The sequence below is a fragment of the Synechococcales cyanobacterium CNB genome (assembly GCA_030263455.1).
GTDB lineage: Bacteria > Planctomycetota > Phycisphaerae > Phycisphaerales > UBA1924 > CAADGN01.
On record SZOZ01000014.1, the window covers coordinates 13,716 to 36,859 of the forward strand.

The 23,144-nt window shown below is 70.1% G+C and carries 20 protein-coding genes and 1 other RNA gene; 9 read left to right on the top strand and 12 right to left on the bottom strand.

The window, feature by feature from the left end:
* Positions 1–8: 8 nt before the first annotated feature.
* The 4 genes from FBT69_13305 to recR form a co-directional block, all read right to left on the bottom strand.
* Positions 9–383 (bottom strand): hypothetical protein, encoded by a 375-nt coding sequence (locus tag FBT69_13305; GenBank protein MDL1905767.1) that lies wholly within the window; start codon positions 381–383, stop codon positions 9–11.
* Positions 383–619, bottom strand: coding sequence for a DUF433 domain-containing protein (locus FBT69_13310; GenBank protein ID MDL1905768.1), 237 nt, complete (start codon positions 617–619; stop codon positions 383–385). Before FBT69_13310 ends, FBT69_13305 begins: the two co-directional genes overlap by 1 nt.
* Positions 620–670: 51 nt before the next feature.
* Entirely contained in the window at positions 671–2,200 is a 1,530-nt protein-coding gene (gene rpoN, locus FBT69_13315; protein MDL1905769.1) for an RNA polymerase factor sigma-54, read from the bottom strand.
* 61 nt (positions 2,201–2,261) lie between these two features.
* A complete protein-coding gene (recR, locus tag FBT69_13320; protein ID MDL1905770.1) occupies positions 2,262–2,936 on the bottom strand; it encodes a recombination protein RecR in 675 nt (224 codons plus the stop codon).
* 27 nt (positions 2,937–2,963) lie between these two features.
* On the opposite strand from recR, the gene FBT69_13325 reads away from it, so the two are divergent.
* Positions 2,964–3,623, top strand: a complete 660-nt coding sequence (locus tag FBT69_13325) for a hypothetical protein (protein MDL1905771.1) — start codon at positions 2,964–2,966, stop codon at positions 3,621–3,623.
* 5 nt (positions 3,624–3,628) lie between these two features.
* On the opposite strand, the gene FBT69_13330 is transcribed toward FBT69_13325, so the two are convergent.
* Positions 3,629–4,411, bottom strand: coding sequence for a helix-turn-helix domain-containing protein (locus FBT69_13330; GenBank protein MDL1905772.1), 783 nt, complete (start codon positions 4,409–4,411; stop codon positions 3,629–3,631).
* Between FBT69_13330 and FBT69_13335 the strand changes: the two genes are divergently transcribed.
* On the top strand, positions 4,410–5,333 hold the full coding sequence (locus FBT69_13335) for a metallophosphoesterase (GenBank protein ID MDL1905773.1): 924 nt from the start codon (positions 4,410–4,412) through the stop codon (positions 5,331–5,333). The genes FBT69_13330 and FBT69_13335 overlap by 2 nt on opposite strands.
* 3 nt (positions 5,334–5,336) lie before the next feature.
* Here FBT69_13335 and FBT69_13340 read toward each other — a convergent pair whose 3' ends face one another.
* Entirely contained in the window at positions 5,337–5,927 is a 591-nt protein-coding gene (locus tag FBT69_13340; GenBank protein ID MDL1905774.1) for a helix-turn-helix transcriptional regulator, read from the bottom strand.
* A 116-nt stretch (positions 5,928–6,043) separates the two neighbouring features.
* Between FBT69_13340 and FBT69_13345 the strand changes: the two genes are divergently transcribed.
* The gene (locus FBT69_13345; GenBank protein MDL1905775.1) at positions 6,044–6,424 is read left to right on the top strand and encodes a VOC family protein; all 381 of its coding nucleotides are present in this window, start codon (positions 6,044–6,046) and stop codon (positions 6,422–6,424) included.
* A gap of 132 nt (positions 6,425–6,556) precedes the next feature.
* Positions 6,557–7,138, top strand: a complete 582-nt coding sequence (locus FBT69_13350; GenBank protein MDL1905776.1) for an NAD(P)H-dependent oxidoreductase — start codon at positions 6,557–6,559, stop codon at positions 7,136–7,138.
* An 85-nt stretch (positions 7,139–7,223) separates the two neighbouring features.
* Here the strand turns inward: FBT69_13350 and mqnB are convergent, their stop codons facing one another.
* On the bottom strand, positions 7,224–7,979 hold the full coding sequence (gene mqnB / locus FBT69_13355) for a futalosine hydrolase (protein MDL1905777.1): 756 nt from the start codon (positions 7,977–7,979) through the stop codon (positions 7,224–7,226).
* 94 nt (positions 7,980–8,073) lie between these two features.
* Between mqnB and FBT69_13360 the strand changes: the two genes are divergently transcribed.
* Both FBT69_13360 and FBT69_13365 read left to right on the top strand, forming a co-directional pair.
* Positions 8,074–9,882 carry an HlyD family efflux transporter periplasmic adaptor subunit gene (locus FBT69_13360; GenBank protein ID MDL1905778.1) on the top strand — a complete coding sequence of 603 codons (1,809 nt, stop codon included), beginning with the start codon at positions 8,074–8,076 and terminating at the stop codon, positions 9,880–9,882.
* Positions 9,883–9,909: 27 nt separating this feature from the next.
* On the top strand, positions 9,910–11,523 hold the full coding sequence (locus FBT69_13365) for a sodium/solute symporter (GenBank protein ID MDL1905779.1): 1,614 nt from the start codon (positions 9,910–9,912) through the stop codon (positions 11,521–11,523).
* A gap of 16 nt (positions 11,524–11,539) precedes the next feature.
* On the opposite strand, the gene FBT69_13370 is transcribed toward FBT69_13365, so the two are convergent.
* On the bottom strand, positions 11,540–13,660 hold the full coding sequence (locus tag FBT69_13370; protein ID MDL1905780.1) for a DNA topoisomerase VI subunit B: 2,121 nt from the start codon (positions 13,658–13,660) through the stop codon (positions 11,540–11,542).
* Positions 13,661–13,990: 330 nt separating this feature from the next.
* Between FBT69_13370 and FBT69_13375 the strand changes: the two genes are divergently transcribed.
* On the top strand, positions 13,991–14,626 hold the full coding sequence (locus tag FBT69_13375) for a hypothetical protein (GenBank protein ID MDL1905781.1): 636 nt from the start codon (positions 13,991–13,993) through the stop codon (positions 14,624–14,626).
* Positions 14,529–15,947, top strand: coding sequence for a PilT/PilU family type 4a pilus ATPase (locus FBT69_13380; GenBank protein ID MDL1905782.1), 1,419 nt, complete (start codon positions 14,529–14,531; stop codon positions 15,945–15,947). The genes FBT69_13375 and FBT69_13380 overlap by 98 nt, the downstream gene beginning before the upstream one ends.
* 52 nt (positions 15,948–15,999) lie before the next feature.
* On the opposite strand, the gene FBT69_13385 is transcribed toward FBT69_13380, so the two are convergent.
* Complete coding sequence (locus FBT69_13385) at positions 16,000–17,241, bottom strand: PIN/TRAM domain-containing protein (GenBank protein ID MDL1905783.1); 1,242 nt, start codon at positions 17,239–17,241, stop codon at positions 16,000–16,002.
* Between the two features lie 61 nt (positions 17,242–17,302).
* Here FBT69_13385 and ffs point away from each other — a divergent pair.
* Positions 17,303–17,401, top strand: an RNA gene (ffs, locus tag FBT69_13390) — signal recognition particle sRNA small type.
* A 271-nt stretch (positions 17,402–17,672) separates the two neighbouring features.
* On the opposite strand, the gene FBT69_13395 is transcribed toward ffs, so the two are convergent.
* From FBT69_13395 to FBT69_13405, 3 genes are all read right to left on the bottom strand, one after another.
* Positions 17,673–19,016 carry a CinA family nicotinamide mononucleotide deamidase-related protein gene (locus tag FBT69_13395; GenBank protein MDL1905784.1) on the bottom strand — a complete coding sequence of 448 codons (1,344 nt, stop codon included), beginning with the start codon at positions 19,014–19,016 and terminating at the stop codon, positions 17,673–17,675.
* 108 nt (positions 19,017–19,124) lie between these two features.
* Positions 19,125–20,369, bottom strand: coding sequence for an aminotransferase class I/II-fold pyridoxal phosphate-dependent enzyme (locus FBT69_13400; GenBank protein MDL1905785.1), 1,245 nt, complete (start codon positions 20,367–20,369; stop codon positions 19,125–19,127).
* An 81-nt stretch (positions 20,370–20,450) separates the two neighbouring features.
* Positions 20,451–22,985, bottom strand: coding sequence for a c-type cytochrome (locus FBT69_13405; GenBank protein ID MDL1905786.1), 2,535 nt, complete (start codon positions 22,983–22,985; stop codon positions 20,451–20,453).
* Positions 22,986–23,144 lie beyond the last annotated feature (159 nt).

The window sequence follows — 23,144 nt, forward strand, 5'->3', positions numbered from 1 at the left end:
ACCGCGCTCTACTCGCCGCCACGCACTCGAATCGAAGCCTCGTCCACGATCCACAGTCGGCCCGCAAGCGGCTCGGTACGCAGGAGTTCGATCACACGATCGAGGCGCCGTTCGACGCTCCGAGTGTCTTGCCTCGCAAGCCTGAACACGACAATCCCGTGTGCGCCTTCGGGGGGGTAACGCCGGATGTCCGCGAAGTCGAGGTCAAGCGTCAGAACCGCTCGCCCCTCCCGCGAGCAAACGCCGAGCAGCGAGCGATCGTCGCTTCCTCCCAACCCCTGTTCTCTCGCCGTGACGGCGTCAAACCCGTGGGCGCGCAACCGGGCCGCGACTTCATCCGACAGGTTCTCGTCTGTCTTGAATCGAGGAGAGGAAGGCGACATCACGCGGCGTCCGGGGAATGGGGGATCAGGCGCTCGCGGGCGAGTTCCGCCGCGTATGCCACGCAAGCACGCACGTCGTCAATCGTGATCGTGGGGTAATGCCGCACGATCTCGTCCGGGAGTAAACCCGCGGCGAGGTTGTCGAGCACGACCGACACCATGACGCGCGTTCCCCGGACGCACGCCTTGCCGTGGCAGACGGCGGGGTCCGACGTGATGCGTTCGCGCCAGTTCATGCGAGCAAGTATAGTCGGCCGACCGCAGGCCCCGGCCACCCGCGCCGCCCGTCAGAACTGCCGCCGCAGGCGCGCGCTCGGGATGCCGAGTTGGGCGCGGTACTTCGCCACCGTTCGGCGTGCGATCTCGATGCCGCGTTCCTTGAGACGGTCCACCAGCGCGTCGTCGGAGAGCGGGTTCGCCTTGTCCTCGGCGTCCACGACCTCCTGGAGCGCGGCCTTGATCGCGTCCCACGAGATCTCCTCGCCGGTCTCCGTCTCCGTGCCGCCCGTGAAGAACCGGCGCAGGGGCACGACGCCGCGCGGCGTCATCACGTGCTTGTCCGCCACGGCGCGGCTGACGGTGGCGACGTGGATGCCGAGTTGCTCGGCCACCTGCGTCATCGGCAGCGGCCTGATCGCCTGCGGGCCGTAGTCGAAGAACTCGCGCTGGTGGTCCACCACCGCGTTCAGCACCCGCTGGAGCGTGCGGCGGCGCTGCTCGACCGCGTCGATCAGCCACTGCGCGTTGTTCAGGTTCGTCCGCAGGAACTCGCGGTCGCGCTTGGGCACCGCCCGGTCGCGGACCATCTCCGCGTACTCTTTGTTGATCCGCAGGTTGGGCAGGCGCGAGTCGTTCAGGTAGGCGATGTAGCGGTCGTGCTCCTCGTCGTACTCGACGATCGCGTCCGGGATGATCGGCTCGGGCTGCTCGGAGACGAGCCGGCGCGCCGGCGCGAGGCTGAGCCGGCGCAGCAACTCAAGCCCCGCCTTGATCTCGTCGATCGTCAACCCTGCGCGCTCGGCGATCCGCGGCAGGCGGTTCTGCGTCAGGTCTTCGAGGTGGTCCGAGACCAGTGTGCGGGCCACGCGCAGCGTCGCCGCGCGGTCCTCGTCCGAGTCCCACCCCTCGCCGTCCTCCATCGCGTCCAGTTGCAGCAGCAGGCACTCTCGCGCGTCGCGTGCCGCGATGCCGGGCGGTTCGAGGAACAACTGCACGGCGGTCAGCGCACGCTCCAGGTCCGCCACGCCCGTGCGCGCGCCGTCGTGCCCTGCCGGGGCGTTGGCCGCGATGGTCTCCAGCGGCGTGCGCAGGTAGCCGTCGTCGTCGAGGTAGCCGATGATGAGTTCGCCCGGGCGGCGAAGCGACTCTTCGACATCCGCCAGGTGCCACTGGTTCAGCAGTTGCTCCGGCAGCGACGCCGAACGCGCCGGCGCGGCCGCCATCGCGTCCATCTTCCCGTCACGCTCGCCCTCAAGCCTGCGCGAGACGGCACGCTCGCCGCGATCCCGCAGCGGCGTGGCGGAAAACTCGTTCTCCGCCGCCTCCGGGTTCGCACGCTCGTAGCGGTCGAGGCGATCGAACCCGTCCCCGGTCTCGCTCGCCTGCCCCGCGCCGTCGCCGCGCGCGTCCGCACCCGCTTCGGGCCGGTCCGCCCCCGGCTCGACAAGTTCGAGCGTCGCGTTCCCCGCCAGTTCCTGCTCGATCCGCTCCTCCAGCTCCGTCAGCGGCATCTGCAGGATCTCCATCGACTGGATCACCCGCGGCGCCAGCTTCATCTGCTGGCCGAGTCGCATGTGCTGTGAAGTCTCGAATCGCATGAATGACCTGATCTATCACCCGCCCCGCGACCTCTCCGTCACTTCATCACTCCCCGCTTTCTCACTCTACCTTCTGCCTCCCCAGGATGGCGTCCGCCAGCACCGCCTTGTTGGCGTACTCCAGCTGCGATCCGCTCGGCAGGCCCCGCGCCAGCCGCGACACCGCCACGCCGCGCTTGTGCAGTTCCTCGGCGAGATAGAGCGCGGTCCCGTCCCCTTCCAGCGTCGGGTTCAGCCCGAGCACGACCTCGCGGATCGGCACGCCGCCGGGGTTCTTCGCCGGGTCATCGACGCGCGCCAGCAGGTCGCCCGCCGTCAGGTCCTCCGGACCGATCCCGTCCAGCGGGCTGAGCCGCCCCATCAGCACGTGGTACAGCCCCTTGTACATCCCCGTCTGTTCGAGCGCGATCAGGTCCTTCGGCTGCTCGACCACAAGCACCGTCGATCGGTCGCGCGACGGGTCCGCGCAGATCGCGCACGGGTCGCCCTCCGCGAAGTTCGAGCAGACCGAGCAGTGCCGAACCGTTCGCTTCACGTCGGCGATCGCACGCGCCAGCGCCATCGCCCCCGCCTCGTCGCTCTTGAGCAGGTGGAACGCCAGCCGCTCCGCCGACCGCCGACCGATCCCAGGCAGGTCCGACAGCCGCTCGATGAGCCGATCCACCGCTTCGGGGTACGCGCGCGCCCGAGCCGCCGCGGGCGCCGGACGACCCGCGCCCGCCCCGGCCCCCTCCATGGCGCCAGCGCGATTCACCATGCACACATGGTAGGGTCTACGATCCGTGCGATGCCCGAGCAACCACGCGCGGCCTTCTCCGTCGCACGATTCCTCCGCAACGCCCTCGCCGTCGCCCTCATCGTCGCCGGCGGTGTCCTCGCCTACCGCGAGTGGGTGCGGCCGAACCTCTTTCCCAAAAACTTCGGCATCGTCACCGAGGGCGTGCTCTACCGCGCGGGCAAACTCACCCCGGCCGCAACCGAGAAGGTCGTCCGTGAGCACGGCATCCGCACCATCGTCGATCTCGGCGCGTTCGAGCCGGGCACACGCGGCGAACGCCTCGCCCAGCGCACCGCCGACGCGCTCGGCGTCGTCCGTGTCCGCCTGGACCTCGAGGGCGACGCCACCGGCAACCCCAACTACTACGCCCAGGCCCTGCGCATCATGACCGACCCCGAGCGACAGCCAGTACTTGTGCAATGCGGCGCAGGCTCGGAGCGGACCGGCTGCGCCATCGCCATGTACCGCCACCTGGTCGAGGGTGTGCCGATGGACGACGCCTACGCCGAGACCCTCCGCTACAAGCACAACCCACGCCGCAACCCGCGCCTGCGCGAGGTCTTCGACGCCTGGACCGAGCCGGTCGGGCGAGCGCTACGCGAGGGCGGCCAGGTGCCCGGCGCGAAACCGCTCACACTGCGGTAATCAGTTCACATCTTCTTCCCCACCACCAGCCCCACCACGCCCGCCACCAGGGTCACGCCCGCGCACACGCCCACCCACATCCAGTGGTTGTTGCCCACCGCCGACAGCAGCCCCGCCGACGCCCCCGTCATGGCGAACAGCACCACCGCCAGCGCGAACGCGCACGTCGCCACCACTCCCAGCGCAAGACCGCCGACCAGCCCGGAACCCGGCCCGTCGATCACTTCCGCCACGAAGATCGGCGCGGCCGCCGGCGCGGACTCCGCCTCCGCGCCCGTGGACTCGAACAGCGCGGACGGTTCCCCGCCCACCGCCGACGCCGCCGCAGTCTCCTGCCCCCCCCCGAGCACGTCCTCCAGCAGGTCCGCGCCCAGCGAGGTGTCGTCGCTCTCCCGCGTCAGGTCCAGCAGGCCCGACCCCGACGCCCCGGCGTCGATCTCGAATCCCGCACCCAGCGCGGTGTCCGTGATCTGCGTCTGCGCCGACGGGTCCGCCTCCTCCGCCTCGTCGGCGTCGAAGATGCTGATCCCCGTCTGCTCCTTCGGGTTCTCCACCCCGAGCGAACTGCCCGAACCCGACGACGTCAGGCTGATCGGCTCCAACTCGTCCGCCAGCGGGATCGCGTCGTCGCCGCCCGCCAGCAGGTCCACCTGCTCGCGCTTGAAAACCAGCCTGTCGCGATCGCGGAACTCCTGCAACTGCCCGCTCGCCGCCATCTGCTTCACTTCCGCCTCGGACTTGCCGAGTTTCGCAGCCGCCTCTTCGAGCGAGTAGAACATCTTGGCCATGACGACTCTCCGCGTACCGATCGGTTCGGGTGGGGCAGGCCTCACGCCCGCCGACGGTCCATCATACTCGCCCCACCGGCCCCGCCGAGCGACCCTCCCCATGCCTCACACGCGACCCGACACCGCCTACCGCCGACCCGTTCCACCCTACCCCATTGAAACCCACGAACTCCCCCTCTCTTCTCTCCCCTCCGCGCTCAACGGCTTCCGCGTCCTCCACATCTCCGACCTGCACGTCCGACGCCTCTGCCTCCGATCCGGCCTCCTCGGGCGAACCCTCGCCGCCCTGCCGCGCACGCCACTCGAACTCGTCCTCCTCACCGGCGACTACGCCGATCGACCAGGCCACGAGCACGCCGCCCTCCGCACCCTCCACGCCCTCGCCTCGGCGTGGCGAGCCAGGCACGGCGCCGTCGCCATCTTCGGCAACCACGACACCGCCCTCATGCGACGCCTCGCGCGCGATGTGCCCGGACTCCGCTGCATCGACACCGGGGCCATCGATCTCCCCGACCTCCCCCTGCGCATCCTCGCCGCGTCCTACCCCGAGGACCTCTTCGCGGCCGCGCTCTCGCGCTCCCACGACGACCGCTTCGAGATCGCCCTCGTCCACGACCCCGTCGCCGCGATCGCCGCCGCGGAACTCCGCGTGCCCCTCGTGCTCGCCGGACACACGCACGGCGGGCAGGTCCGCCTCTCGCCGCGCGCCATCCCGCACACGTCCTCCGACCTGCCGGCCTCGCTCGCGTCGGGCATCCTCCGCATCGACGGCACGCTCTGCTGCATCAGCCGCGGCCTCGGCGACGCCATGCTCCCCATCCGCCTCAACTGCCCCCCCCACGCACCCCTCTATGTCCTGCGCCGAGCCCCCGAACTGCACGGCCCTTCGCAGCGCGCGCCCCGAAGCCTCCGCCCTTGGTAGCCCCTACAGCGACGCGAGAATCCGATCCACCGCCCCACGCGCTCCGCGCCCCGACCGGGTCAGGCCGTACACCACGCCCGGCGGCGAGCCGTCCGACACGCGCCGCCAGAGCAGGCCCGCACCCAACGCCGACCTCAACGCGGCCGCCAGCGCGCGATCCGTGATCCCGGGTAGCGCAGCGCGAATCTCGACGAACCGCCCCCCCCCCTCGCCCACCGCCCACACCACCGGCAGCGTCCACTTCCGCAGACCCACCTCCTCCAGACCGCGCCGGCGCAGCATCCCCCACAGCGACGCGCAGGCCGGCCCGATCCGCGCCCCGCGCGACGTGAGCACGAGTTCCGGTCGCAGCGGGTGCCCGTAGCCGGGGTTCCGGCGCAGCCAGCCGTGCGCGGTGGCGAACTCCACCGTCTCGCGCAGTGCGCCCCGCCCCACGCCGAGCCGGTGCATCAGCCCGATGAACCGCGCGCCGGTCGAGTCCCTGCTCGCCGCCGACCAGTGGACCTCCGCGATCACCGGCAGGCACCATCGGCGATGGAACAGGTTCACCAGCGCCTCGGGGCAAACCCTCACTGTCGCTCCAGCCGCCGCCATCCATGGCTCCCTCTGCCACCACCCTCCGGCCACCGGCCTTGACTCAGAAGTATAGCCACTATACTTTATGACTACCGCCCCCGCAACCCGCGGCGGCACAACCACGGAGCGAAACCATGACCGGCACCCCCAAGTACGACGGCGGGCTCACCATCGCCACCCAGGTCAGCAGCCTCGACAAGGCCATCGACTGGTACACCAGCGTCCTCGGCATGAAACTCCTCTACCGCGCCGACCACATCGGGTGGGCCGAAGTCGCAAGCCCCGTTGCACGCGTCAACGTCGGCCTCTCCCAGGTCGATCGCCCCAGGGTCGGCGCGGGCCCCGTCCCTACCTGGGGCGTCCACGACATCGACAAAGCCCGCGCCACCCTCGAATCACACAAGGTCCGCTTCGACGGAGACACCATGACCATCGAGGGCATGGTCCGGCTCGCCACCTTCTTCGACCCCGACGGCAATGCGCACATGCTCTACCAGAGCCTCTCCCAGCAGTAATCACACGCCCGGTGCGGGGCCGTGCAGGCCCCATACCCCCGCGGCCTACGCACACCCCCCCCTCCCGACTCCCCACCGTCACTCCCGCGATCCCTCCCGCATACCATCCCCGAACCCCCGGGGGTGTACGCCATGACCAGCCCGAAAGTGCTCGCCTTCGCCGGCAGCTCGCGCCGCGACTCGATGAACAAGAAACTGCTCCGTGTCGCCGCCGCCGGCGCGCAGGAGGCCGGCGCTGCCGTCACGCTCCTCGACCTCACCGACTACCCGCTCCCCATCTACGACGGCGACCTCGAAGCCGCCGAGGGCATCCCCGACAACGCCCACCGCCTCAAGGACCTCTTCCTCCAGCATCACGCCCTCCTCATCGCCTGCCCCGAGTACAACTCCTCCATCACCCCGCTGCTCAAGAACACCATCGACTGGGTTTCCCGCCCGCGCGACGCCGATGGCGGCCCGCTCGGCTGCTTCAAGGGCAAGACCGCCGGCCTCGTCGCGGCCAGCGGCGGCAACCTCGGCGGACTGCGCGGACTCGTCCACGTCCGCGCCATCCTCTCCAACATCGCCGTCCTCGTCGTCCCCGAGCAGTTCGCGCTCCCACGCGCCGACACGGCCTTCGACGAAGCAGGCCGACTCAAGGACCAGGGCGCGGAGAAGTCCGCCAAGGCCGTCGGCGCGGCCACCACCCGCGTCGCCGCCAGCCTCCTCCGCTGATCCCCTCGCAACGTCCGTCCGCAAGAACCGCGTGCCCCGACCTTCGGCTGCTCTGAGCCGAAGGTGGTGCTCGCCGCCCTCCCCTTCAAAGCCTTCCCACCGTGCACCGCACCCGATCCAGCGCACCACGCAGATCCCATCTCTGAGATGCGCGGTCCCCCGTCGTGTTGCTGATCGCTCGCACTTCCACGAACGGCACGCCGATGCGCCGCGCCGCCAGCCCCGCCGCCGCACCTTCCATCGCCTCGGCGACCGCTCCCGTCCGTCTCGCCACGTCCGCCGCTCGCGCATCCGTCCCCGAGCACGTCGAGACCGTTGCGATGCATGCCGCCACGCCCCCGAGCGTGCGCATCGTCGCCACCAGCGCATCGTCTCCCGGCACGTTCATCCCCGGCAGGTCGCTCGGCGGGAAACCCAGTTCTGCCTGCGTTACGAACCCTTCCGGCGTCGCGACCCCGTCGTCCGCGAACACCGACGCCGTCGCCACCACCAACCCCACGATCGGGGGTGAAGACGCTCCAGGCAGCGATCCTGCCACTCCCAGGTTGACAACCGCGGCGTGCCGAGATGCGTCGAGCGTTCGCGCCACGGCGCCCGCCGCATTGGCCTTCCCAACACCCGAGATGACCAGGTCGAACCGCTCGTTCAGGGGTGTCAGGGTCCATGCCGGGGGGACTTCGCCCGCCCAACCCAGCCCGGCCAGCACGGCCTGCGCCTCCGACGGCGCGGCCACCACCAGCAGCGTTCTGCGCCCTGCCGCGATCTGGAGCAGCCCCGTGCCCACAACCCGATGGTACGAAACCCGTGCGACCGGACCGAAAGCCCGCCCAAGCCATAGGATTGAGCCGGAACTTCCGTCCGACTCGGCGGTAGGTCTTCAGGAGGGTCCATTGCCCGTGCGGTTGCGGTTCGCGCCCCACAAAGGAGCGGTCGGCATGGCAGTCCAGCAGCAGAGTTCCGCGGCACACCGCCGGGGCATGAGCATCGTCAAGATTCTGGTCGGGGGGTCAGCCATCCTTCTCCTCGCGTTCGTCGCCGTCTGGGCCATGGCACGCCCGAACGGTGGCGAAGCGCGCACGGTCTCCGCCGCCGACGTCGCCCGCGCCCAGACCATGAGCTTCGAGATCATCACGACCGCGACCGGCGAACTCGAGGCCCGCAACCAGATCGAGGTCCGCTCAGGCCTGGAGACGCAGACCACGATCATGGAGATCGTGCCCGAGGGCAGGCAGGTGCGCAAGGGCGACCTGCTCGTGCGGCTGAACGCCGAGGCCCTCCTCAACCAGATCACCGAGGAAGAAGACCGCGTCGAGCGCGCCAAGGCCGACCTCATCGCCGCCGAGAACGCACTGAAGATCCAGATCAACGAGAACGAGTCGAGAACCCGCGCCGGCAAACTCAAGATCGAACTCGCCCAACTCGCGCTCGACCAGTGGCGAGAGGGCGAGGTGATCCGCAAGAAGCAGCAGCTCACGCTCGACATCGCCCAGGCCCAGCGACAGGTCAACCGCCTCCGCGACAAGTTCGAGAAGTCCGTCGAACTGCTCTCCCGCGGGTTCATCAGCCAGGACGAACGCGACCGCGACGAGATCGACAAGATCGACGCCGAGGCGCGGCTGGCGAACGCGAAGCTCGACGAGGACGTCTACCTGACCTACCAGTACCCGCGCGACCAGAAGACGCGCGAATCCGACCTCGAGGAGGCCAGGGCCGAACTCGAACGCATCGAGGCCGTCAACGCCATCAACCTCGCCGCCAAGCAGGCCAACCTCGACAGCGCGATGCGGCAGTTCCGAAACCGCGAGGCGCGCCTCACGCGCCTGCGCGAGCAGTTCGACGCCGCCACCGTCTATGCACCCACCGACGGACTCGTCGTCTACGCCACCAGCCTCGAACGCAACCAGCGCATGTGGGGTGGCGGCGGCGAAGGCCCCCTCCAGATCGGACGACAGGTCCGTCCCAACGAACTCCTCATCATCCTCCCCGACACGACCCAGATGGTCGCCACTGTCCGGGTCCACGAGGCGCTCGCGGGGCGCATCCGACCGGGCCAGACCGCGCGTGTCAAGGTCAGCGCCGCCGGCGGCGAGACCTTCGAAGGCCGCGTCGAATCCATCGGCGTGCTCGCCGAGACCGGCGGCTGGCGTGACCCCAACCGCCGCGAATACTCCGTCCGCGTCGGCCTGAACGTGGACAACACCGCCGGCGAACTCAAGCCCTCCATGCGCGCCGAGGCGGAACTCACGCTCGGCCGCGTCGAGAACGCCATCGCAATCCCGGTGCAGGCCGTCTTCAGCGACGGACCCGTGCGCTTCGTCTACGTCCCCCGCGGCTCGCGCTACGAGCGCGTGCCCGTCCGCGTCGGCCGCGTCTCCGATACACTCGCCGAAATCTCCGCCGGCCTCACCGAAGGCCAGCAGGTACTCCTCCGCGAGCCGTCGCCCGGCGAAGTCCTCGACCGACCATGGGACGCCGAGCGTCTCAAGGCTGTCGGACTCGCGCTCGACGAGGCCGGCAGGCCCGTCGCGCCGCCCATCCAGCCCGGCAACGGGCAACCGATGCGAATGGCCATGCCCTCGCAAGACCGCGGCGCCGGACAACGCCCCGACGGCGCAGCCACGACCGACGCCGCCGCAGAGAGTCGCAGACCGCAGGGCGACTTCCCCGAGGGGCGCCCGCGCCGAACCCCGGGCGCCGAGACGCCCGCCTCGCCCCCCACCGAAACGAACCGCTCCCGCGGATAACCGCACACCCGGTATGCTCCGCGCCGAGTGAACGCCAACGGCTTCGCCACGCTCGACTGGATCGCCCTCGGCGCCTACTTCGCCCTGCTCCTCGCCAGCGGCGTGTGGTTCGCACGCAGGACACAGCGAACAACCGAAGACTACTTCCTCGGCGGGCGACGAATGCCCGTCTGGGCCGTCGCGGTCTCCATCGTCGCCACCAGCCTCTCCGCGGCGTCCTTCATCGGCGTGCCCGAGGCGGGCTTCAGGTCCGATCTCACCTACCTCACGACCAACCTGGGCCTGGTGATCGCCGCCGTCATCATCGCTGTCTTCTTCATCCCCGCCTTTTACCGCTCGCGCGTGCAGACTGTCTACGAACTCCTCGGCCGACGATTCGGTCAGCCCGCAACCGTCGCCACCAGCGCGGCCTACCTCGTCGGACGCGTCATGGCCAGCGGCGCTCGCGTCTACATCGGCGCCATCCCCGCATCGCTCGTCCTCTTCGGCGACACACAACCACTCCATCTCCTGGGCGCCATCGCCGTCGTCTCGGCCGTCGGCATCGCCTACACCTTCGTCGGCGGGGTCGCCAGCGTCATCTGGACCGACGCCATCCAGATGCTCGTCTTCGTCGGCGCCTGCGCCCTCGCCGTTGTCCTCATCCGCGCGGATATCCCCGCTTCAAACGCCGACATCATCGCCGCGTGGAGCACCGGCGCCCCCGACGGCGGCTCCAAACTCCGGCTCTTCGACCTCTCCCCCGACCCCTCCAGGCAGTTCACGCTCCTCGCCTCGCTCGTCGGCTTCACACTGCTCGGGCTGGCTTCCTACGGCGCGGACCAGGACCTCGTCCAACGCATGCTCACCTGCAAGGACGCCAAACGCGGCTCCTGGTCCGTCATCTCCGGCATCCTCCTCGGCATCCCCTCCGTCGCCCTCTTCCTCCTCGTCGGCCTGCTCCTCTGGATCTACTACGCACGACCCGACCTCATGGGCGAGAACACCCCCCCCTCCGTGCCCGACGACTCCCGGCAGGTCTTCCTCCGCTACATCATCGACCGCCTCCCCCCCGGCGTCACCGGCGTCATGATGGCCGGACTCTTCGCAGCAGCGCTCAGCAGCCTCAACTCCACCATCAACGCCATGAGCGGCGCCTTCATCAACGACCTCTACCGGCGCATCGTGCCCCGCCGCGACGAACGCCACTACCTCCGCGCAGGCCGCGCCGCCGTCGTCGCCACGGGACTCGTCCTCTGCGCTTTCGCCTCCTTCTGCGTCTTCTGGCAACGGGCGCACGACCACGCCGGCGGCGGGGGTCTCCTCGGCTTCGCCCTCAACGTCATGGTCTTCGCTTACGCAGGGATCGCCGCCGTCTTTGTCACCGCTCTCTTCACCCGCCGCGGAAGCAACGCCAGCGTCATTGCCGCGCTCATCACCGGCTTCATCGTCGTCCTCGTCGTGCAGCCCAACGCCATGAACCTGTGGACCGCGTGGACGACCTGGGCACGCCCGCTCGCGGGCGTCTCCCTCGCCTTCCCCTGGCAACTCACCCTCGGCTTCGCCGCCGCCTTCGCCGTCTGCCTCCTCGGCCGCGCACACCCGGCGAACCGCGACCGTGGGGGAGCGGTTCCCACGAGTTCCAACGAGCCGAAACCGTGAGCGCGAGGTCCCTTGTTCAGAACAACCCTGGCCCATCCTCCACCGACGCCAACTTCCCACCCACCAGCCGCATCCGCGGCTTGGCCCGACGCGCCGGCTTGGGCGCGCTCCGCGCACCACCGCTCTCCCGCGTCGCCTCCCGAGGCTCCTTCGCGCTCGCTCGCCTCTTCCCCCCCCCACTGGGCCGGCTCTGTGCGCCGCCCTCCTCCGGCGCGGCCGGCGCGTCGCTCCCCCCCGGCCCCCCGCCCCGATCCACGACGATCACCCCGTCGTCCTCCTCCCCGGGCTCGGGGCGGGACTTCACCACCCGCCCCTCCTCGTCCAGCACCGCGTCCGCCACCGCCGTCCGCCGACGCGCCTGCTCCAGCAGCGCGGCGTACAGCCGATCCGCGTCCGTTCCCGTGATCGCGTGGCACGCCTTCGCCACCTCGCCTACGTACCGCTCGAACACGCCCCGCCGCTCACTCTCACGCTTCATGTGCTGCCGCTTGCGCACGTACGCTCCCAGCTTCCGCCCGCACTCCTGCAGCGCGAGTTTCATCTCCCTGCGAATCTCGTCGTAGTCCGCGATCGCCTCCTTGCTCTCGCTCGTGAACGGCACCCACACGCTCGCCATGTGGATCATCACCACCAGCGGCCCAACCGGCAGCGACCCCCGCGGCTGCCCGAGCCCGTAGTTCTTCCACGACGTCTCCACCACGCTCTTGAACGCGCAGCACGCCGACTGCTGATACAGCAGCGGCACACGGTTCGCAAACCGGATCACCCGCGCCGGCTCCTCCGCCGGCAGGTCGCCCCCGAACGCCACCGCCGCCTCGATCTGGAACGGGTTGCCGCGGTACACCGCCGGCTCCCGCGTCGATGCCGCGTAAAACTCCGCACGCACCCCCTTGAGCATCCCCGCCAGCAACTGCCGGACCCCGATCGGCGCCAGGCAGTCCGTAGGCGGCGGCCTCAACTTCACGCCCTGCAACGCCGTGTACAACCGCTCCGCAGTCTCCGTGTCGATCGTCTTCAGCCACGTGTGCCCGCTCAGTTTCGTCCCGTTCACGCTCGCCTTCGCGCACACCTCGCCCACCACCACCGGCGTTACCCGGCTGAACTCCTCCTTCAGAAAACCGCCCAGCTGCGCCGCCTTCGCGTTCTTCAGCATCGTCAGGAACGTGCCCAGCTCCACCCCGTACGGGTGCGGCCGGATCTCCTTCGGCTCCGGCGGCAACGACCCCACCGTCCGCGGGTACACGACCCGATCCACCAGCGCCGTCGTCCGATCGAACCCCGTGTCCGCGGCGTTCCCCCCCGAAGCCGCCGAGTCCTCACCATCGCCAAGCCCCCAGCTCCCCTGCTCCCGCTCCGCGCTCTCCGCGTCACCCTCCGCGGACTCCGCGCTCTTCCCGGGAGGCACGAACGTGATCGAAGCGTGCGGGTTCGCGATCGCCGTCTGCTCCAGGTATTCCTCGACGCTCGCCCTCCCGCGCGCGTACCGCGCCTCCAGCTCCACCGTCACGCTCGTCCCCGTTCCCGTCGAACTCGCGTAGAACTCCTCCGTCTCCCGGTCCACCGTCACCTCGGGCCGGTTCTTCGTCGTGTCCATCGCCAGCTCGATGTGGTGCGCCGGCTTCTTCGGGTTCGGCCGCGTCAGGATCACCATCGGCTTGCCCGTCGTCATCAGCCCGTACATCCCCGCCGCAGATATGCCGATCCCCTGCTGCCCACGGCTCATCTTCAGCCGATGGAACTTCGACCCGTACAGCAGCTTCCCGAAGATGTTCTCCACCTGCCGGCGCACGATCCCAGGCCCGTTGTCCCGCACCGTCACCCGGTACCGCCCCGACTTGCTCGCCGAGGGGGGGGGCGACACCTCCACGATCTCCACCAGCAGGTCCGGCAGAATCCCCGCCTCCTCGCACGCGTCCAGCGCGTTGTCCACCGCCTCCTTCACCGTCGTCAGCAGCGCCTTGCGCGGGTTGTCGAACCCGAGCAGGTGACGGTTCTTCGCGAAGAACTCCGACACCGAGATCTCACGCTGCTTCTCCGCCATCGCCTCCGCGGCCAGCAGCGGCGCGCCCGAGCCGCCGCCTCGACGAGAACGCCCCACCGTCGAACCCGTGCTCGCCCTGCCCCGTTTCGTCGGCATCCCTGCCTCCCGATCCAACCCCCGATTCGGAACACGATAGGGTCTGCACGACCGCAAACCCCCCAGTTTCACGCCCGCAACGCCGACACCCACTCCCTCTCTCGGTCGGACGAACCAGGGTTCGCGCAGTTTTAGCGTCTTTCCGCACCAAGCGTCGGCACACACGCCAGCCCTACCGGATAGCCTATGGCCCGCCGATCGTTCTTCCGTTCACGATCGGCCCATGGCAGGAGAGATCACCGGATCGCGCAGCGCACCGGCGCCGTTGCCGGCGCGGACGATCCGCCCCCGCTGGGGGAGAAGCACGCACACACGCAGGAGAGACAAGAGATGAAGAACCTGATCGCTCTGTTCGCCGCCGCCGGCATCGCCTCCGCGGCCAACGCCGACGTCCTCGCCAACTGGACCTTCGAAGTCAGCGTTCCCGCCGACGCCGGCCCACACGCCGCCGAAGCCGGCATCTACGGCGGCGACGCCACCGGGTTCCACGTCAGCCAGGCCACCGTCTACTCCAACCCCGTCGGCAACGGCTCGCTCGAATCCTTCTCGTCCAACAACTGGACCGAGAACGACTGGTACCAGTTCACCACCTCCACCATCGGCTACCAGGACATCACCTTCGGATGGAGCCAGACCAGAAGCTCCACCGGCCCCGGAGACTTCCGCGTCCAGTTCAGCAACGACGGCGTCAACTTCTCCGACCTCATGAACTACACCATCGACGCCATCACCTGGTCCAGCGTCTCCTTCAACCCCGACTCCGTCTTCGGACCTATCGCCCTCCCCGCCGCCGCCGACAACCAGGGCACCATCTACGTCCGCCTCACCAGCAACGTCACCACCGCCTCCGCAGGCACCAACCGAGTCGATGACATCATCATCAGCGGCACCCTCATCCCCGCCCCCGGCGCGCTGGCCCTCGTCGCGCTCTCCGGCCTCGTCGCCGCTCGCCGCCGCCGCAACTGATCCAACAAACCTCGCTCGACATCCCCGAGGGCGACCGGTCCAAACCCGGTCGCCCTTTGCATTGCGCCCCTCACTCCTCTCCGTGGCGCGGCCCGCCGCTTCCGAGGCCGGGCCTTGCACGCCGCATCTCCCCCTCTCCAACCCCCTACACTCCCCCAGCCTCACCCCCGGGTGGAGAAAGGCGGCCTCGGTGCTCACCGGCAGCCTCACCATCCAGCGACTCCTCGCGTCGATGAAGAAACTCGACGCCTCCGATCTCCACATCAAGGTCGGCCTGCCCCCCGTCTACCGCGTCGGCGGACGCCTCAGGCCCATCGATTCCCCCCCCCTCTCCGCCGACGAGTGCGACCACCTCCTCGATCCCATCCTCACCCCCGGACAGCGGCAGCGATTCGAAGACGTCGGCAACCTCGACTTCGCCTGGCACCTCCCCGACGGCGACCGCTTCCGCATCGACATGTTCCGCTCCGGCAACCACGTCCACGCCGCCATCCGCCGCGTCAAGGCCGAAATCCCCAGCTACGAGGAACTCCACCTCCCACCCGTCTACTCCCAGGTCGTCGAACGCGAGAACGACGGACTCATCCTCATCTGCGGCGTCACCGGCAGCGGAAAGTCCTCCACCATCGCCGCCATGGTCGAGCAGATCAACCGCACCCAGGACGTCAACATCATCACCATCGAAGACCCCGTCGAATACCGCTTCATCCCCAAAAAGGCCATCATCTCCCAGCGCGAAGTCGGCATCGACATCGACTCCTTCAAGACCGCGCTCCGCTTCGTCGTCCGACAGGACCCAGACGTCATCTTCATCGGAGAGATGCGCGACGCCGAGACCGTCCTCGCCGGCATCCAGGCCGCCGAGACCGGACACCTCGTCTTCGCCACACTCCACACCGCAGACACCATGCAGTCCCTCGCCCGGATGCTCGAGTTCTTCCCGCCCGACGAGCGCGACTTCATCCGCTCCTCCCTCGCCAACACCGTCAAGTGCGTCTGCGCCCAGAAACTCATCCCCGCACTCCCTACCTTTGAGACCAAGGTCGTCCCCGCCTGCGAAATCCTGCTCTCCAACGCCGTCGTCCGCGACAAGATCCGCGAGGGCGAGGACGCCGACCTCCCCGCCATCATCAGCGGCTCGCGCGCCGAGGGCATGAGCTCCTTCACCACCGCCCTCGCCGACCTCGTCGAGAAGGAGTGGATCGACCTCCAGACCGCGCGCCAGTACGCCCCCAACCGCGACGCCCTCGAGAGCATCCTTAAGGGCGTCGAGGTCAAGGCCGCCACGCTCGTCCACCGCATCAAGGGCGGCGGCGCCTGACGCCCCGTCATCCCCCCCCTCGGGGCGGGGCCGCGCGGGCCCCGTCTCATCCCTACCGCCTTGGATTCCTCTTCCGGTTCGCCCGCGCAGGCCCATGCGGCGGGAACGGCCCCCGCTCTGCCGCGGGCGCACCCTCCACCGCAGCCTCCTCACGCGCCGCTTCCCCCTGCTCAACCTCCGGGGTGCTGTCCCCCGCCGCACCCGCAAGCCGCGCGAAGATCATCCGGCCCGCGCTCGTCTGCAGGCTGCTCGTCACCACCGCCTCGACCTCGCTCCCCACGCGCTCCGCCGCTTCCTCCACCACCACCATCGTCCCGTCCGGCATGTACCCCACGCCCTGGCTGCGCTGCTCGCCCCGCTTCATCAACTGCACGCGCAGCGTCTCGCCCGCCAGCACGCTCGGCTTGAGCGCGTTCGCCAGGTCGTTCAGGTTCAGCACCGGCACGCTGTGGATCGCCGCCACACGCGCCAGACCCGTGTCCGTCGTCACGATCACCGCCGGCAACTGCCGCGCACGCTCCACGAGCATCTGGTCCACGCCCACGCCCGGCACCGGCGCCTCGTCGATGCCCACGTCCACCAGCGGGCTGCGCTGCAACTTCGCCACCACCTCCAGCCCGCGACGCCCGCGCGCCCGCTTCATCCCGTCGCGCGAGTCCGCCAGCGCCTGCAACTCACGCACCACGAACTGCGGGATCAGCACCGGCGCCTGCACGAAACCCGTCCCCGCAACCTCCACCACCCGCCCGTCGATCAGCGCGGACGTGTCCAGCAGCAGCGGCCTCGTCCCCCGCATCTGCTTCGCAAACTCCACGTACGGGATCACCAGCCGGAAATCGTCCTGCGTCTGCAGCACCGTCGAGATGCCCAGGTAGCACAGCGACACCCCCACCAGCACCTTGATCGTCCCCACGATCTCCTTCGGCTCCGCGAAGTCCCACGACTCCGCCACCAGGTCGATCACGAACCCGAACGCGATCGTCGCCAGCATCCCCGCCATCAGACCGAACACCACCGCCGACAGCGTCGCGATCTTCTTCCGCGGCGTCAGCAGGTCCACCGCCAGGAACACCACGAACAACGCCAGCGCGGCCGACAGCGGGATGTACCACCGCTCCGCCAGCCAACCCGCCTGCCCGGCCCCGGCGCCCCCCGCACGCTCGCTCACGCTGATCACGTTCAGCAGCGTCACCGTCAGCAGAAGCACGAAGAACGTCATCCGCACCGCGTTCACCATCCGCGAACGGTGACGCGCCGCGACCTCCGCCGGAGACAACTCGTGCAGACCGGTCACGCCACCATCCTACCCAGACCCCGATCTCCGCATACCATCAGGCACCGTCGCCCCCGCAGGCGGCCGGGCCCGGTGCACGGGTGGCCCGTGAACCTGGTCAGGGCTTGACCGCAGCAGCCATAAGCGGCCGTCATCCGGTGCCCCCGGTGTCCTGGCCGCCTGCAGGCGCGACGCAACTCAGAGCCGCGGGCTTCAGCCCGCGCTCCTGTGCGCAGCGAGCCTCCGCGAGAAAGCCGCCGAGTACGTTTCACTCCACCCATGCCGCACGGCCCGCTCCCCCCGCTCGCTCCTCACCCTTCGCGCCGACCCCTGATCTCCACTCATGCCCCGATGCCCCGTCCCTCGATGCCTCTCTTCCGTCCAACTCCCCTCCCCGCCCCCCTCCCCTTCTTTCCTATTTGCTATTTGACCATTTGCTATTTGCCATTTGCTCACCCCTCCCCCCGCTCCATCTCCCCCAACAACTCCATGTCCGTCCCCAGCAACTTCAGCCGCAGCATCCCCAGCGCGCTCATCGCCGACCACGTCCGCACCGCGTCGCGCCCACCCCGGAACAGGAACCGCCGAGCGTCCACCGACCCGTCGCGGCTCGCGCGACAGACCCACACCGTTCCCACAGGCTTGGCTTGCGTTCCCCCCTCCGGACCCGCGACTCCCGTGATCGCCAGCGCATGGTCCACACCGGGCGCGCCGCGAAGCACGAACCGCGCACGCTCACGGCAGCCCAACGCCATCGCGCGCGCCGTCTCCTCGCTCACCGCCCCCGGCGCGCGCGCATCCGCCACGTCCGGCACGAACCGGTCCGGCACGCCGAGCTCCGCGTGCTTCATCGCGTTCGTGTAGGTGATCCACCCGCCCGCGAACGCCGCGGACGATCCCGGAACCTCCGTCAGCATCGCCCCCAGCAGCCCCCCCGTGCAACTCTCCGCCACCGCCAGCGTCTCGCGGCGTTCCTTCAGCAGGTCGAGCACGACCTCCGCCAGCGTCCGCTCGCGCGTCTCGCCCTCCGGCGCCAGCACGGCCGCGCCAAGCGCACGCCGCACCGCACGCTCCGTCGTCGCTAACGCGCTCTCCGCTTCATGCGCCACACCTTCGTAGCGCAGTCGCACCGTCACCACGCCCACCGACGCCGTCGTTCCCACCAGCGGGTTGCGCCCGCGACGCATCAGGTCGCCCAGCAACTCCGCCACCCGCGACTCGCCGTACCCGAAGGTCGGCAGCACGCGCGTTCGCACCACCCGCCCCGCCGGCGGCCGCAGCGCTGGCGCCACGCACGACTCGAACATCGGCCCCATCTCCCGCGGCGGTCCCGGCAGGCAGAACACGTCCGCCCCGCCCAGCCGCGCCCGCAGCCCCGGCGCGGTCCCGTGCGGGTTCGGCAGGCACGCCGCCCCACTCGGCCGCTGCGCCTGCACCCGGTTCGTCGCCGGCATTCGCGCCCCGCGAGCCGCGTACCACGACTCGATCGCCCGCAGCGCATCGGCGTCCTCGACCAGTCCATCCCCCAAGGCCGCCGCGAGCGCGATGCGCGTCAGATCGTCCTCCGTCGGCCCAAGCCCGCCCGTCGAGATCACCAGCGGCGCATCCGCGGCCGCCTCGCGCATCGCCCGCTCGATCGCCCCCGCGTCGTCCGGCACCGTCACGCGCCGAACCGTCACCACCCCGCGATCCAGCAGCCGCGCCGAGAGCCACCGCGAGTTCGTGTCCAGCGATTGCCCGAGTGTCAACTCGTCGCCGATCGAGAGAACGACGCAACTCGAATGCTCATCGGCCATGAGAACGAACTACCACGGTGGCGAGGAGAGACGGACCTGAACGCGAACGTCGCGAAGGACACGGAATAGAATCAAGATCGGACACCCGTGAACTTCGCCACTTCACCACTACAACTTCCTCAACGCATCCACCAGCGCATCGATGTGCGCGTTCGTGTGCGCCGCCGAGATCTGCACCCGCAGTCGCGCGTGCCCCTCGGGCACGACCGGGTAGCCGAAGCCGATGACGAACACGCCCATCTCGAGCAGCCGCCTGCTCATGGCGATGGCCCTGGCGGTGTCGTGCACGATGATGGGACAGATGGCGGTCGGCGAGTCCAGCACCTCGAACCCGGCCTCGCCGATCTTCCGCCGCGCGTAGGCCACGTTCTCGCGCAGCCGTCCCACCCGCTCCGGCTCGCGCAGCAGGATTTCGATCGCGGCGTTCGCCGACGCCGCCACCGTTACCGGCAGCGCGTTCGAGAACAGCGTCGGCCGCCCCCGTTGCACGACCAGTTCCGTCCCGCGCCGCGGCCCGGCGATGAAGCCCCCCGCCCCGCCGCCCAGCGCCTTGCCGAGCGTGCCCGTGAAGTAATCCACGCGCCCCGGCGCGACGGACTCGCGCAGGCACTCCGTCACCGGGTGAGCCGCGTCGCGCGTGTGCGGCACGCCGGGCTTCAGCGGATCGATCATGCCGAAGTGCTCGTGCGTGCCGCGCCCCGTCGTTCCCATCACCCCGTGCCCGTGCGAGTCGTCCACGACCAGCAGCGCGTCGTACTTGTCGCACAGGGCGCGGATCTCGGGCAGGTTGGCGACGTCGCCCTCCATGCTGAACACGCCGTCCGTCACCACCCACGCCTGCCCCGTGATCTCCTCGTTCTGCTGCGCCTCGACCAGCCGCTGCTCCAGCGCATCCAGGTCCCCGTGCCGGAAGACCGCCTTGTGCACACCCTTCTTGATCTGCGGCGTCAGGCGGATGGCATCGATGATGCAGGCGTGGTTCAGTTCGTCCGAGATGATGACGTCGCCGCCCTCGCAGAACGTTGGGAAGAGCGCCTCCGTCGCATTCCAGCACGAGACAAAGGTGTACGCCGACTCCGTCCCCATGTACCGCGCGATCGTCGCTTCCAGCCGCTCGTGCGGCTCGAACGTGCCGCAGATGAACCGCACCGACGCCGTCCCCGCGCCGTAGTCCCGCAGCGCCTTGATCCCGGCCTCGACGACCTCGGGGTGGTTGGCCAGGCCCAGATAGTTGTTCGAGCAGAAGCACAGGCACTCGCGGGTGCCGCCGTCCTCGGTGCGCATCCGCACGACGGCGTCCATGGGCGAGCGGATGGTCTGCAGCCGTTTGTACTGCCCCGTGCGCCGGAGCATCTCGAGCGTCTCGTCGGTGCGGGCGTCGAACGGGTGCGCGGTCGCGGCGGGCATGGCAACTCCTCCACGGTTCGGCCAAGTCTATTCGCCCCGCAACTCCTCCTCCGTCCACGCCGCGTCGCGCTCGGCGTGCCGCGCGCGGACCCGCTCGACCAGCGACGGCTCGACCGGCGACGCCTCGTTGCCCCACGACCGGCGGATGTAGGTCATCACGGCGGCGATGCTCTCGGCGTCGTCCCACGGCGCGCGCGGCATCAGGCCGTCGTACTCGACGCCGTCGCGCTCGACCGGTCCTTCCATGCCGTGCAGCATGATCTTCGCCAGCGCGGCGGGGTCGCCGACGACGAGGTCCGCGCCGGCGAGGGGCGGGAACTGTCGCGGCACGCCGAGGCCGTCGGGCTGGTGGCACATGGCGCAGGCGGCGTAGAGCGTGCGCCCGCGCTGGAAGAGGCGCAGCGCCTCGCCGCCCAGCGCGATGGGCGCGCGGCCCTCGCCTCGCCCGGGCCAGCGCAGGTGCGGGTCGATGAGCCGGGCAAGGGGCGAGGCGCCGAGCGCGCCGCCGTCGGCGAGGGCGGGCCAGCCCGCAGGCTCGCGGTCGAGGTCGAGGGCGCGCGGGCGGTCGGAGCGCAGGCGCGCGGACTCGACGAGGTGGGCGAGCGCGGCCTCCGCGAACCAGCGCGTGCGGGCGGACTCGGCGGCGGCGATTTCGAGCAGGGCACGAACGGCGGCGTGCGAGTTGGTGCGCAGGACGCACTCGGCGAGTTCGGCGACCATCTCGCGGGTGGGCTTCGAGTCGAGGGTCCAAGCGCCGGAGTCGAGCATGGCGCGCATGAAGGGGACTTCGAGGTCGGGCAGGCCGCTGGCGATGGCGGTGGGGATGCGGTGGTCGTCGGCGATGGAAGACGCTTCGGCGAGGAGGGCGAGGCGCGCGGGCGCGGGGGCTTCGCCCATGGAGAGGACGGCCTGGATGCGCACGTCGCGCGTCGGGTCGGCGGCGAGAGCGCGGAGGAGGTCGAGCGCGGCGGGGTCGTCGAGGAAGGGTTCGGCGAGGCGGGCGGCCGCGGCGCGGATGGAAGGTTCGGGGTCGCGGGCGGCGCGGCGGGCGTCGTCGAGGGTGAGGAGGTTGAGGCCTTCGAGTGTCCAGAGGGCGTGGAGGCGGGCGAGCGCGTTGTCGTCGGAGTGGGAGAGTTCGCGGATGGCGGGTTCCTGGGAGGTTGCGTTGCGTTCGATGAGGAGGCGTTGGGCGGTGTCGCGCCACCAGCCGGCGGGGTGGGCGAGGATGTTGACGAGCGCGTCGTCGTCGGCGTCGTGCGGTGGTGGGTCACGGCGCGTGTCGTCGTGTTCGGGGACGATGCGCCAGATGCGGCCGAGTCCGATGGGCTGGTCGAGGGCGCGGCCTTCGACCTGTCGCCTGAGCCAGGTGGTCATGTAGATGCGGTGCTGGATGATGCCGCGGTAGAAATCGACGATGTAGAGCGCGCCGTCGGGGCCGGTCAGGGACCAGACGGGGCGGAAGCGTTCGTCGGTGGAGGTGAGGAACTCGGCGTGCTCGTAGGCCTGTCGTGCGCGCACGGAGTCGCCGTCGTCGGCGAGTGTGTATCGCTTGACGAGGTTGGCGGCGGGTTCGCAGATGAAGGCGTTGCCGAGGAAGTCCGGGCCGAGGATGGTGTCGCGGTAGATGTGCGTGCCGCAGGCGGCGGTGAGGGAGCGGAGTCGGTAGTCGTCGTCGAGGGTCTCGGGCCGGTAGCCGCGGTTGACGCCGGGGGTGGCGCGGGCGGGCCACGTGCGGTGGTCGCTGGTTGTCGGCTCATCGACGCCGAGGAGTCTGCGGAGTGCGGGGTTTCGTGCGGCGTAGTGCTTGGGGAAGCGGTCTGTGCGGAGGGCTTCGGAGTTTGGTGTGTAGTAGAGGCGTCCGAGGTCGTCGTGTGCGATTCCCCACTGGCCGTGGGCGGGCGTGGGGCGTGAGATGGAGCGCTCGCCGTTGAAGCGGAGTTCGGCGTGGTGCTGAGAGAGGTGGACCCAGTTGTCGAGTCCTGGGAGGAGGCCGTTGGCGGCGTGCTCGACGTTGTCGAGTCCGCCGAGGCCTTCGAGGATGGTGCGCTGCTCGTCGGCGCGGGCGTCGCCGTCGGTATCGCGGGCGAAGATGAGTCGGGGGGGGGCGATGACGAGCGCGCCGTCGCGCATGGGAAGGACGGCGCGTGGGAGGACGAGGTTGTCGAGGAAGGTTGTGGCGTGGTCGAAGCGGCCGTCGCGGTCGGTGTCTTCGAGGATGACGATGCGGGAGACGGGGGTGCGCTCGCCGGAGCCGTCGGGGTCGGGCATGTAGGAGCGCATCTCGACGACCCAGAGCCGGCCGCGGGCGTCGAAGGCGGCGGCGACGGGGTCTTCGATGAGGGGTTCGGCGGCGGCGAGTTCGATTCGGAAGCCGGGCTGGATGGCGAACGCGGCCAAGGCGTCCTCGGGTGAGAGGACGGGCGCGGGCGGGACGTCGAGATCGGGCGGAAGATCGGGCTGGCGTTCGCCGGGCTGATCGCCCTGCTGGGCGTGCGCGGCGTGGGGGGGGTGCGCGGCGAGAACGGCCGCGGCGATGAGGGCGATGGGGCGTCGGGCGGGCACCGGGGGTGAGCATAGCGGCCGGTGACGGCACGGAGGATGGTGGTTGCTGCGCGTCGGCGCTCGGTGGGGTGCTCCTCGGTTGCGAGGGCGAGCTTCTCGAGTTCGTCCACGGCGGTGATGGCGGAGTCGAGGAGTCGGAGTTTGAGCGTGCGTTCCAGC